The organism is Methylobacterium sp. E-065, assembly GCF_022829605.1.
GTDB lineage: Bacteria > Pseudomonadota > Alphaproteobacteria > Rhizobiales > Beijerinckiaceae > Methylobacterium.
This window is the reverse complement of record NZ_JAKSYD010000021.1, coordinates 1-12,598: the sequence shown is the minus strand read 5'-3', so window position 1 is coordinate 12,598 and position 12,598 is coordinate 1. Positions and strand designations below refer to the sequence as shown.

Below are 12,598 nucleotides of genomic sequence, written 5' to 3'. Positions count from 1 at the left end.
GTTCCCCCGGATCGGCGGAAAGCGCGATATCTCCGCTTACGCGACGCTGAAGATGAGCACCGACGAAGTGCCGCCCGGCGCGCGCTTCGATTACTGGATCGAGACCTGCCGATCCATGTTCGGCGGTTTCGAGTTCGTGGACGTGGAGCGGAAGGGGTTTCACGCCGCACTGAACGCGTTGACCGTCGATAATCTCGCGATCGGTCATTACGTCGGCACGCCGCACGCCATGAGCCGGGCGAAGTCGCACATCCGATCCTCGGATAACGATACCTATCTCGTCATCCTCGCCTCCGAGCGGGTCTTCAATCTGGAGCACGGCCGATACTGCAGGTCCAGCCCCGGCGGGATCTCGCTCATGGACAACACCCAGCCCTTTCTGGGTGCCCATCCGGAGGGCCTGGACATCATCAACGTCTTCATCCCGCGGGCTGTGCTGGAGCAGGCGGTCGGGCCGGCCCGGTCCCTGACGGGCCTGTCGATCGACGCGACGCAGACGAGCTTTCCCATCATCGCCTCATACCTCGCGTCGCTGATCAAGCACGGCGCGACGCTCGATCCGGATCGGCAGGCGCGGATGGCCGCGGTCGCCGTCGAGCTCATCGCGGCGGGCTTCTCCGAGAAGCTGCAAACCGATCCACCCCGGTCTCTGAGCGGCGCCGCGATCGTAAGCCGGGCGCAGGCCTTCATCACCGAGCACATCGGCGTCGAGGGCCTGTCGATCAACGACGTCGCGGCTGCGCTCAACATCTCGGTCCGCCGGCTTCAGGAGGTGGCGAGCGCGGAGAACATCGCGCTGATGGACTGGATGTGGGAGCGGCGTCTGCAATTGGCGCGCACGAAGCTCGCCGATCTGGCCCACATCTCCGTGCCGGTCGGGCTCATTGCGTATCAATGCGGGTTCGCCAGCCAGGCGCATTTCTCCCGCCGCTTCAAAGAGCGGTTCGGGCACACGCCGACGGAGTACAAGGCCGCGTCCAGCTTCACGCGGGCCGCGCAAACGACGCGGCCTTGGCTGTCCGCCTCACGGTGAACGGATCGGCGCACAGAGGCCGCGGGTTTTCGTCAGACGAAGGCGGGCTGCGCCTCTGTGACCTTGGGGCGCCGCACCACGCGGTTGCGCGTCGCCGGCTCGAACCCCTCGGCGAAGCTGCATCGGTAGACCAGCTCATCGGCGGGCCCCAGGCCGGTGACAAGCGGCACCGTCACGGTGTCGCCGGAGAAGCGCCAGCCGCGCGCGCCCTTATCCCAGTAAAGCCAGACCGTGCCGGGATGGCCCCGCAGGGTGAACACGGCGGCCTTGCGCGACAGGGCCTGCACCGTCCGCGGGACGTACATGCCCTTGTCGCGATAGGCCTCCCGGGTCGCCGCGGGCTGACGGTCCATGAAGGTGTTGCGCACCAACTGAATCGTCGCCCCCGGCTTCCCGAGAAACCGCTTGAATTCCGTCAGATTCCGCAGGATGACCGCCATTGCAGGCCTCCTCGCTTGTCCTGTGCGGACCGCGTCGCCGCGTCCGCACCCACTCGATCCATCGAGTTGAGCGATTCCCATGACGGATTGCGTGACTGCCCGAGGGGTGCTGCGGCACATATCAACAGATTCGACGACTTATGCCCAGATTTTGCGAGTCGAGAGCCCGGAGAGACTCTCGGGGGTGCCGAAATCGACTCGGGCTTCGGCGCTGAATCTTGTCGACCATTCGCGAAGACTCGCGGTCGCTGACGGAAAGTCCAGAGCGGCTTGGGGCCGGTGGTTTCGATTCGCCTGGACTTGACCCGCATCGCCAACTGGCGCGTTTGTCTCAGATGCTGCTGCAGTTCTTCACGGCCCTGCGAGACGCCAAGGTCCCCGTCTCCCTGAGGGAGTACCTCACGCTGCTGGGCGGCCTCGACCAGGGGCTGGCCGGGCACGAGGTCGAGGCCTTCTACTTCCTGTCGCGCACGGCCTTGGTGAAGGACGAGGCGCATCTCGACCGGTTCGACCGGGTGTTCGGTACGGTGTTCAGGGGGCTGGAGACCCTCGGCGAGGCGGTCGAGCCGACGCCCATTCCCGAAGAGTGGCTGCGCAAGCTCGCGGAAAAATACCTGACCGAGGCCGAGAAGGCGGAGTTGAAGGCGCTCGGCTGGGACAAGCTGTTCGAGACCCTCAAGCAGCGGCTGGCCGAGCAGAAGGGGCGCCATCAGGGCGGCTCCAAGTGGATCGGGACCGGCGGGACCTCGCCGTTCGGCGCCTACGGCTACAATCCCGAAGGGATCCGCATCGGCCAGGACGGAAACCGCAACTTCCGCGCCGTGAAGGTCTGGGACAAGCGCACGTTCAAGGATCTCGACGACGATCGCGAAATCGGCGCGCGCACCATGCGCCTCGCGCTGCGGCGCTTGCGCCGCTTCGCCCGGGCGGGGGCGGCCGAGGAACTCGACCTCGACGGCACGATCCGCGCGAGCGCCCGCCAGGGCTACATCGACGTGAAGTTGCGGCCGGAGCGGCGCAACGCCGTGAAGGTGTTGCTGTTCCTCGATGTCGGCGGCTCGATGGACTGGCATATCGAGCAAGCCGAGGCTTTGTTCTCGGCGGCGCGCTCGGAGTTCAAGCATCTCGCGCATTACTACTTCCACAACTGCCCCTACGAGGCGGTCTGGACCGAGAACCGGCGGCGCCACGAGGCGCAGACGCCGCTGCTCGACGTGATCCGCACCTATGGCAGCGACTACCGGCTGATCTTCGTGGGCGACGCCTCGATGAGCCCCTACGAGATCGCCGCGCCCGGCGGCGCGGTCGAGCACTGGAACGCGGAGGCCGGCGCCGTCTGGATGCAGCGGCTCCTCGACCATTTCCCGAAGGCGGCCTGGCTCAACCCAGTGCCGGAGACGCACTGGGGCTACACGCAGTCGATCGGCATGGTGCAGCGGCTGGTCTCGGGCCGGATGTTCCCGCTGACCCTGGAGGGGCTCGACGCGGCGGCACGGGCGCTGGTGCGGTAGGGATCGTGGATGGGCTGATCGTGGTGGCTCGGGTGACCGGGCCTTGAAGGTCGACCGCTGACATGGGTCTGGCATGGGCAGGACGCGTTCTGCCAGGACAGCGGCAGTGTCCTCTTTCACAGGGGTGGCCGGTTTCGTATGTCGCGCGTGAAGAAGGAGCAGCCGGCTCCGTGCATCTCAGCCGTCTGTCGTCTGCGAAATTCACATATCTGCGTCGGACACTCAGGTCGTGGGAGAGCGCAGCGTGCCCCCTCTCCGGTGCGCGCAAGCGGATCTACACGTCTCCACGAAACGCCAAGGATTTGAGAAACAAGCGCGTTTCCCCTCCCCACAAGGGGGAGGAGAGAGCGTCGGCGCAGATGGGTGAAGACCGCAGTCCACACGGGAGAGGGGCCCCGCGCTTTTTCAAGCCGGCGGCCGAGCCTGCCGAAACCTGAAACCTCTGTATCCTGTAGCTCTGAGGGGACGAGGAGCGCATCGAGCCTTGGCGCTTGAGTCAGCGGGTCGAGGCCTCGGGAAGCGCGACAGCGTCCCCCTTCTCCCAGGCCTCAGGCCAGGCATTCACATCGCTGTCCGCGATGAAACGGCCGCTTTCGATGTCCGCCCTCGCGATTGCCAGAAGGGCCGCTCGCGCTGCCGGGTCGTCTCCCCAGGAGGCGCCGGCTTCCGGTTCTGCCGGAGTCCAACCGTCGTCACGCGCGCTCATCTTGAATCGCGGCGTTCCGCTTCAGCACGGGACGCGATCCTACCCCTGCTGCGTCGGGGTCGTCACCACGAGCCCGTCGAGCGCCGGGGTGATCTTGATCTGGCAGGACAGGCGGGAATTCTCGCGCACGTCGCTGGCGAAATCGAGCATGTCCTGCTCCATGTCCTGGGCCTTGCCGACCGCCTCGATCCAGTCCGCCGAGACGTAGACGTGGCAGGTGGCGCAGGCGCAGGCGCCGCCGCATTCCGCGTCGATGCCCGGCACGTTGTTGCGCAGTGCCGTCTCCATCACGGTCGCGCCGACACTGCCTTCGACGGTCCTTTCCGTCCCGGCGTGGTCGACGTAGGTGATCTTGGGCATGCTGGGGCTCCGGGCTCGCGTCGGGCGAAATCAGTCCAACGGGCGGCGTGACTGATTGGCGGTTGAACCCACGGAATGCAAGCGCGGCGATTGACACCCGTCCCGGATCGATCGCCGCATCGCTGCACCCCTGTTTCCGGAACGGCCCGCGACCTTATGGATGGCGGCCTTGCCCTCAGGCGCGGCCGTCCGCGATCGCGCGCAGCGCCGTGTCGACCGCTTCCGCGAGGTCGTCGACACCCCCATGTTCCTCCCCCCGCAGGCGCGTCTCCGCGGCATCCGCCAGCGCATGGACCCGCGTGGCTCCGACGCCCGCGGCCGAGCCCTTCAGGGTATGGGCGAGGTCGGCGCGCTCAGGCCGCGACAGGTCCGGATCGGCCAGCCGGGGCAGGATCGACCGGCACTGGTCGGCGAACAGCGCCAGGACCTCGCGGGCGAGATCGGCGTCGCCTCCGGTCTGGGCGTCGAGGGCCGCCCGGTCTATCGCAGGACCGACCGAACGGTCGATCGGCGGTGCGCCGGAGCCGTTGGATTCGGTGTTCTCTGGGGATTGCGGATCTGATCCACACAATTCACCCCCTGATTCGCCAGTCGGGGATCGCGCCGGACCCCTTCCCTGCGGCACGATGCGGGCGCGGTGAGCGGCAGGGTCGGTAACCATTCGGTTAACGTTTTCTGGGGCTGACCGGGACTCGGGTATCGGCAATCGCTGCTCAGGTCTAATCTTGTAATGGTAAACGGGGCGTTGCGTCTCCGGCATCAGCCTCCCCCGAGGTGCCGGTGAACCCGTGTCACGAGGCGTTGAATGGCGACCGAGAAGAAGCTGAAGGACCCGGCCGAGGCCGCGCTCTCTGCGATTGAGCAGGCGCTGAACCTCGACGCCCTGACGCCGACCGGCCTCGACGGCCGCGCTGAGCCGCGCCTGCCCGATGTCGGCGATACCGATCCCCTGCGCGACGGGGGGATGGACGCGGCTGGCCGGACCATGCCGCCACGCCTGGACCTCGACCCGCCGCTCGCCTCCGACCTGCCCCCGCCCGGCCTCGAGCGCCCGCGCCGGGAAGGCGGCCTCCTGCCGCCCGACCGGTCGCTTGTCGCCAACGACGACCGGCGCAACATCGGCATCCTGCAACAGACTCTGCGGGTGCGCTCCTCGCCCAAGCCGTATCTCGTCGCGCTCGCGGCCGGCCTCGCCTGGATCGGCCTCCTCGTGCTGGTCGCCTGGATCAAGTCCGAGGGCGATCTGCGCGGCGTCGTCGCGGGGCTCACGGCGCTTCAGGCGAGCGTCGGCGCCGCTGCGCTGCTCGGACCCGTGGTGCTGTTCGTGATCGCCGCCATGCTGGCGGTGCGCGCGCAGGAGATGCGCCTCGTCGCCCGGGCAGTCGGCGAGGTCGCGGTGCGGCTCGCCGAGCCCGAGAGCTTCTCGACCGACGCGGTCCTGACCATGTCGCAGACCGTGCGCCGCGAGGTGGCCGCCGTGGGCGACGGCGTCGAGCGGGCGCTGGCCCGCGCGGGCGAGTTGGAGACCCTGGTGCGCGGCGAGATCGCCACCCTGGAGCGCGCCTATTCCGACAACGAGATCCGCATCCGCTCCCTCGTGGAGGAGCTGGTGGCGCAGCGCGAGGCGATCGTCACCAACGCCGACCGGGTGCGCAACGCCATCACCGGCTCGCATCAGAGCCTGAGCCAGGAGCTGGAGGGCGCGTCCGACCGGATCGTGACGGCCCTGACCGGCGCGGGCGAGCGCGTGACCGGGGCCCTCGAGACCCGCGGCGCCGCCATCACGGACTCCCTCGGCGAGGCCGGGGACCGGGTGGTCGGCCTGATGACCGCCCGCGGCAGCGACCTGATCGACACGCTGACCGCCACCAGCGAGGCGGTGCGCGGCACCCTTCAGGAGGTCGGCGCGGGCCTGACCCACGCCTTCGAGAGCCGGGCCGGCGAGGCGACCGGTGCCTTCGAGGCCGCCGGCACCGCCCTGGCGGGCCGTCTCACAGAGAATGCCGGCACCCTGGCCCGGAGCCTGGAGGAGACCGGCGCGCAGGTCGGGGCGGCGTTGGAGCGCCAGGCCAGTGCGGTGCGCGAGAACTTCGAGCGCTCGGCAACCGGGCTGGAGAGCGTGTTCCTGTCGCGCGGCTCCGAGCTGACCGACCGGTTCGGCGCGATGGGCGCCGAGATCACGGCGCGCTTCGCCGAGACCGGCTCGGCCCTCGCCCAGGACATCGCCGGCCGCGGCACGGCGCTTCGGGCCGAGATCGAGACCACGGGTCTGTCGGTCGCTGAGGCGATCGAGGGCCGCGGACGCGATGCGCAGGCCGCCCTGGCGCTTGCAGCCGGCGGTGCCGGCGACGCCCTGTCGGCCCGGGCCGGCATCGTCCGCGACGAGTTGATCGGCGCCGCCGAGCGGATCGCCGACGCGCTGACGGAGCGCGGCGGTGCCGTGGCCGAACGCATGGACGGTGTCGCGGCGCGGCTCGACGAGACCGTGACGGTGCGGGCGGCCGATCTGGAGACGCGGGTCGCCGCTGCGGCGGAGCGCGCCGGGAGCGGCATCGCGCAGCGGACCGACACGGTCGCGGCCAGCCTGGAAGCCGCCTTCGCGGCCCTGGGCCGGGGCTTCGAGACCGGCGCGGCCGGCGCGGTCCAATCCCTGCGCGGCACGGTCGAGGGTCTGTCGGTCGAGATCGACGACCGTACCGCCGAGGCGGTCGCGGCGCTCCGGCGTGGCGCCGAGGCGGCCACCACCGCCCTGCACGGGACCACCGAGGCCGCCACCGGTGCGGTCGAGGCCCGGACTCTCGAAGCTGTCCGGGTCATGGAGCGGCGGGTCGCCGAGTCCGCCGCTGCCCTGGCGACGCGGACCGAGGAAGCCGCCGAGGCGCTGCGCGCCGCCGCCGAGCAGACCGGCACCGCCGCCGAGGCTCAGACCCGGGACGCCGCCGCGCGTCTCGCCGCGACCCTGGAGACCCTGCGCACCGCCTCGACCGAGGTGGCGAGCACCGTCGAGGCCGAGACCGCCGCCCTCATGGCCCGGTTCCTCGAAGCCGCCGACCGCGCCGGCACGGATCTCGGAACGCGCGGCACGGAGGCGGTCTCGGCCGTCCGCGCCGCCCTCGACGACCTCAACCGCGAACTCGCTGCCCGCACCGGCGACGCCACCGGCAGCCTCGCCGAGGCCGCCCGCGCGATCTCGGCCGACCTCGCCGCCCGGATCGGCGAGATGGAGGCGGCCTTCGGCGAACACGGACGGAGCGTCGCCGAGCTGCTCGCCGGCCACGCAGACGAGACCCAGACTCGGATCAGCGGCACGGGCCGCGACATCGTGCTCGCCGTGGCGAGCCAGGGCGCGCGCATCGCCGACACCCTCAGCCAGACCGGTGCGAGCTTCGCCGAGACCGCCGACGGCCGCGTCCGGGCGATCGACGAGACCCTGGGCAACCGCCTCGCCGCCCTGCAGGAAACCATCGCCCGCGGCGACATCCTGGCCGACCGGATCGGCCGCGACACCGCGGCGCTCGGCGAGACCGTCGGCGCCCGGTTGGAAGAGATGGACCGCCTGCTGACCGGCAAGGGTCAGGCCGTCGCCGAGACGATCACCGCCCGCGCCCACGAGGCCGGCAGCCTGATCGAGACCCATCTCGGCAGCCTGGAGGAGCGCTCCGCGAAGCGGGCCGCCGAGATCGGCGCGGCCGTGGCGGAACTCGTCGGCCACATCGACAGCCACCTCGGCAACCGCGCCACCGCGGTGGACGAGACCCTGCGCGCCCGCACCGACGAGATGGCGCGCATTATGGCCGACGGGCATCGCGGCCTCATGGAGATGCTGGAGGGCCGCACCTCCGGGCTCGGGCAGGACATCGCCCGGCATACGGGCGAGATCGCCCGCCGGATCGAGGAGAGCGCCGGTCAGTTCGATACCGGCGTGGTCAGCCGCCTCCAGGCGATCGCCGACGCGCTGGACGAGCGCGCCCGCCTCGTGGACGAAAGCTTCGGCGTCCAGGCCTTCGAGACGATCCGCGTCATCGAGGCCCGCACCCGCGCGGTCGACGAGGAACTGGCCGGCCGGACCCGCGACCTCGTCGCGACGATCACCGACCGGACCGGCGGCCTCGACGGCGCCATGGCGGAGCGCGTCCGCGCCCTCACGGCGACGATCGAGGAGGCCACGAGCGGCCTCGAGACCGCCCTGTCGACCCGCGGCGAGGCGCTCGTCCGTCTGGTCGACGAGCGCACCGAGAGCGCCGACGCGACGCTCGCTGCCCGCGCCGAGTCCGTCCGTGCCGCCTTCGCGGAGCGCGCCGATCAGCTGGCCCGCGAGATCGACCAGCGCATCGCGGCCCTGTCGGGTGAGTTCGACGAGAAGGGCCGTGCCGTGTTCGGTGCGATCGGCGGCCGGATCACCGAGCTCGCCCGCCTGTTCGACCGTGGCGGCACGTCGCTGTCCGAGCTGATCGACCAGCGCGGCGAGAGCGTGCTGGCCAAGCTCCAGCAGACCATCGCGGATGCCGAGCGGATGCTCAATGACGGCGAGGGCCGCCTAGGCCACACCCTGTCGAGCCGCACCGCCGACATCAGCGGCCTGCTCGACGACGGCGTGCGCACGGTCCACACCCTGTTGGACGACCGCACCAACCAGATCCGCGTGATGCTGGACGGCCATGCCGGCACCCTGGCCGCCACCCTCGACGGCCGCATGGGCCCGATCAACGAGGCGCTGGACGGCCGCGGCCAGGCGCTGATCGCCGCGCTCGACGGCGCCTTCGGCACCGCGACCGGCGCCCTGGACGACCGGACGCGTCAGCTCGGCAGCCTGTTCGACGAGCGGCTCGGCCACCTCGAGTCCCTGGTCGAGGGGCGCGGCAACCGCCTCGCCGACACGCTCACCGCCCGGGCTCAGGCCCTGCGCACCCTGTTCGAGGAGGCCCAAACGGCCCTCGATGCCCTGGTCGAGGGCGGCGGTGGCCGCTTCGCCGCCACGGTCGATGCCCGCATCCAGTCCCTGCGCACGGTGCTGGAGGAGGCCCCGGCCGCCGTCTCGGCCCTGGTCGAGACCCGCGAGCGCCAGCTCGCCGCCACCCTCGATGCGCGCACGCAGCGTCTCCAGACCCTGTTCGAGGAGGCCCAGGCCGGCCTGCGCGACCTCGTGGATGGGCGCGGCCAGCAGGTCGCCGACGCCATCGCGGCCCGGACCGACAGCCTGCGCACGACCCTCGACGCGGCGCCCGCCCAGATGGCGGACGTGCTCGACAACCGCCTGTCCGATCTGCAGGGCCTGTTCGAGCGGGCGCAGGGCGAGATCGACCGCCTGGTGGACACCCGCGGTCGCCAGATCGCCGGCACGATCGAGCACCGGACCCAGGCGCTTCAGGCGACCATCGACAAGGCGCATCCGGCGATCGCGGGCCTGCTGGAGAGCCGCGAGACTCAGCTCGCCGAGACTCTCCGCGAGCGGACGGGCGAATTGCAGGCCCTGTTCGACCGGGTGCAGAACCGCCTCGGGGCGATCGTCGAGGGGAGTGGCCGCGACGTGTCCGAGCGGGTCGATGCCCGGGTTGCGGCTCTGCGGACCACGTTCGAGGAGGCCCGCGCGGCGATCGAGGGGCTGCTCGACGACCGCAGCCAGGCCCTGCTCGACACCGCCCAGGGCCGCACCGGCGCGCTGGTCGAGGTGTTCGACACCCGCCTGCGCGCCCTCGACGGCGTCGTGCAGGACCGCACGGCGTCCCTGGCGCAGGCCGTGTCGGCGCATAGCGAGGCGCTGGCTCAGGGCGTCGATGCCCGCGCCGATGCCTTCACCCAGCGCATCGACAGCCGGATGCGGCTGTTCGCGACCCTGGTGGCGCAGCGTGCCGACACCCTGGCCAATGCCTTCGACGACCGCCACGACGCCTTCGCGAGCCTCGTGGACGAGCGCACCGCCACACTCGTCGCCGCCCTCGACGAGCGGGCGCGCGCCCATGCCGAGCAGGTCGACGTCCACAATGCGGCTCTGGCCGAGACGCTCCGTCGGCGCGAGGACGCCCTGGCCGGCCTGATCGACGAGCGCGTCGAGGCGTTGGGGGCTGCGTTCGAGCGGCGTACCGACGCCCTGGGTGCCCTTGTCGATACCCGCGGCGAAGCCCTGTCGCGCCGCCTGGCGGAGAGTGCCGAGGCTTTGGTGCGTGCCATTGAGGACCGGGGCGGCGCGCTGCTCACCGGTCTCGACCAGAGCGGGCGCACCGTCGGCGATGCGTTGGAAGGCCATGTCGAGCGTCTGCGCGGCGCCATCGACGGGCCGATGCTCGACCTCGCGCGTGCCCTGGCCGATCGGGCCGAGGCGATCGAGCGGGCGCTGTCGGAGACCGGCATGCCGCTGGCCGACAGCCTGCGGGAGCGGACCGAGGAGCTGGCCGTGCAGTCGCGGGCCTCGGCCGAGCTGCTGCGCGCCGCCATCGAGGACGGGGCCGGCCGCACCCTCTCGGAACTGTTCGACACCAATGACCGGATGGGCCGCGAACTCGGCAGCCTGCTCCATCGGATCGAGGCCGCCAACACGGCGCTCAGCGACCTCGTCGCCGGGGCCGACACCAATCTCGGCGCGATCGAGCGGGGCCTCGCCGGCCGGATCGAGCAGGTCCAGGCAGCCCTGGAGCGCATCGCGGCCGAGACCGGCCGGGCGAGCGCCGGCGTCTCGTCCCAGGTCGAGGCCCTGCGCGGGGCCGCCGATGGGGCGCTGAGCGAGGCTTCCCGCCTCGCCGAGACCCTCGACGGCCGCGGCCGCTCGCTCGCGGAGCAAACCGGCGCGCACGTCGCGGCCCTCGATCGGGCCGCCGTGTCGCTCGCCGCCATCGAGGAGCGGCTGGGCGCGACCCTCTCGGGCCGCGAGACGGCGCTGACCGAGGCGCTGGCCGCTTTCGAGACCCGCGCCGCCGCCCTGGAGGAGAACGGCAAGGCTCTGGAGCGGACGATCGAGCAGACCCTGCGCGCCGCCGAGGAACGGGCGCGCAGCGTCGGCGAGACGCTGACCCGGACCGCGGAGGGCGCCGGCGCCTCGGTGACCAGCGCCTTCGCCGACCTGAAGGACAGCGCCAGCGCCGAGGGCGAGAAGGCCGCCCAGGGCGTGCGGCAGGCGATCGAGGAAGCGGCGCGCGACATGCGCACCGGCTTCCAGGAGGCCCAGGCCAGCTTCGGCGACTCCTTCTCGGCCCTGCGCGATATGGCGGGCTCGATCCGTGGCGAACTCGACGCGACCCGCGCCGAACTCGCCAAGGGCGTGCTCGACCTGCCCCGCGAGACCCAGGATGCCACCGGCGAGATGCGCCGGGTGGTCTCCGACCAGATCAAGGCGCTCAACGAGCTCTCGTCCCTGGTCTCCCGCTCCGGCCGCTCGGTCGACGTCGCTCAGCCGCAGGCGCAGCGGCGGGTCGCGGAGGGCGGTGGTCGTGCCGTCGCGGCGCCGGCTGCTTCCCAGCCTGCGCCCCCCGTCGCCTTCGCGTCGGCGCCGCCCGCCGCACCGGCACCCGCGCTGCCCGCGCTTCCGGCGGTGTCGCGGCCGGCTACGGGGAGCGCGACCCGGGGCGAGACGCCCCGCCCGGCCCCACCGGCCCGCGCCGCCGCACCCGCGCGGACCGGCGACAAGCGGGGTTGGCTGTCTGACCTGCTGACCCGCGCCTCGCTGGACGACGACGAGGAGGTGCCGGCGACGGACGCGCCGGCCCCCGCCGCGTCGGCCCGCCGGCCCGCCGTGGCGGCCGCCGAGACCGGGCGGATCGCCCTCGACACGATCTCGACCGACATCGCCAAGATGATCGAGCACCAGACCGCGGTCGACCTGTGGGAACGCTACCGCCGCGGCGAGCCGAACCTGTTCGACCCGCGGATCTACACGGCGCAGGGGCGGACGACCTTCACGGAGATCCAACGCCGCTACCGGGCTGATGCGGAGTTCCGCCGCAGCGTCGACCGCTACGTCAGCGAGTTCGAGCGCCTGCTCGGCGACGTGGTCAAGAACGACAGCGACGCCAAGCGGACCGACGCCTATCTCACCTCGGAGACCGGCAAGGTCTACACGATGCTGGCCCATGCCAGCGGGCGGTTCGACGGGGCGTAGGGCGCCCCGCCGGTCGGGGGCGTTAACCCCCCTTCAGGGGCTCTGTTGTCCGCAACCGCGCCAACGCCCTCTCCTCCCCTGGCGATCCCGGGCCTGCCCGGGATCGCTCGAGCAAGCGGGAGGAGCTGGAGGTGGGGGTCGCGCAGGATGTGCCGTCACGGTGCCTTCTGCACCACCCCCACCCCTGGCCCCTCCCAACAAGAGGGAGGGGAAAAGCTCTGTCTTCTCAACGCGTTGGTGTCAGACCCAGCAGTGTGAATGCGCAGTCCGGCTGAGGGCAGCGGGAGGAGACGGCCGTAGAGCGCCCGCTATTCACCGTTGACAATGTTCCTATTTTGTGCTCATTAGCCGCCACCTGTCCGCGGCGGCCTGGGAGCGATCCCGGGGCGTCCTTCGGGGGCCCGCCCGGTGGCTGACTGGGCGGGTCCGGGGACGGGGCGGTGCCCGCGTCGGTGGCTC

6 protein-coding genes are annotated in these 12,598 nt (G+C 71.6%); 3 read left to right on the top strand and 3 right to left on the bottom strand.

What is annotated here, in order from left to right; all coding sequences use genetic code 11:
• Positions 1–52 precede the first annotated feature (52 nt).
• Entirely contained in the window at positions 53–1,033 is a 981-nt protein-coding gene (locus MKK84_RS01635; protein WP_243916294.1) for a helix-turn-helix domain-containing protein, read from the top strand.
• Between the two features lie 32 nt (positions 1,034–1,065).
• Here MKK84_RS01635 and MKK84_RS01630 read toward each other — a convergent pair whose 3' ends face one another.
• Positions 1,066–1,473: a hypothetical protein gene (locus tag MKK84_RS01630; protein WP_243916293.1), complete on the bottom strand. Its 408-nt coding sequence runs from the start codon at positions 1,471–1,473 to the stop codon at positions 1,066–1,068.
• A 335-nt stretch (positions 1,474–1,808) separates the two neighbouring features.
• Between MKK84_RS01630 and MKK84_RS01625 the strand changes: the two genes are divergently transcribed.
• The gene (locus MKK84_RS01625; protein WP_243916292.1) at positions 1,809–2,984 is read left to right on the top strand and encodes a vWA domain-containing protein; all 1,176 of its coding nucleotides are present in this window, start codon (positions 1,809–1,811) and stop codon (positions 2,982–2,984) included.
• Positions 2,985–3,729: 745 nt separating this feature from the next.
• Here MKK84_RS01625 and MKK84_RS01620 read toward each other — a convergent pair.
• Together MKK84_RS01620 and MKK84_RS01615 are read right to left on the bottom strand one after the other, a co-directional pair.
• Positions 3,730–4,050: a 2Fe-2S iron-sulfur cluster-binding protein gene (locus tag MKK84_RS01620; protein ID WP_243916291.1), complete on the bottom strand. Its 321-nt coding sequence runs from the start codon at positions 4,048–4,050 to the stop codon at positions 3,730–3,732.
• Positions 4,051–4,225: 175 nt separating this feature from the next.
• Positions 4,226–4,558, bottom strand: coding sequence for an Hpt domain-containing protein (locus tag MKK84_RS01615; RefSeq protein ID WP_243916325.1), 333 nt, complete (start codon positions 4,556–4,558; stop codon positions 4,226–4,228).
• A 297-nt stretch (positions 4,559–4,855) separates the two neighbouring features.
• On the opposite strand from MKK84_RS01615, the gene MKK84_RS01610 reads away from it, so the two are divergent.
• A complete protein-coding gene (locus tag MKK84_RS01610) occupies positions 4,856–12,139 on the top strand; it encodes a hypothetical protein (RefSeq protein WP_243916290.1) in 7,284 nt (2,427 codons plus the stop codon).
• The last annotated feature ends 459 nt before the right edge of the window (positions 12,140–12,598 follow it).

Coding starts and splice junctions, on each gene's coding strand:
- MKK84_RS01635 (WP_243916294.1), top strand. CDS start 53: ATGAGCACCGACGAAGTGCCGCCCGGCGCGCGCTTCGATTACTGGATC.
- MKK84_RS01610 (WP_243916290.1), top strand. CDS start 4,856: ATGGCGACCGAGAAGAAGCTGAAGGACCCGGCCGAGGCCGCGCTCTCT.
- MKK84_RS01630 (WP_243916293.1), bottom strand. CDS start 1,473: ATGGCGGTCATCCTGCGGAATCTGACGGAATTCAAGCGGTTTCTCGGG.
- MKK84_RS01625 (WP_243916292.1), top strand. CDS start 1,809: ATGCTGCTGCAGTTCTTCACGGCCCTGCGAGACGCCAAGGTCCCCGTC.
- MKK84_RS01620 (WP_243916291.1), bottom strand. CDS start 4,050: ATGCCCAAGATCACCTACGTCGACCACGCCGGGACGGAAAGGACCGTC.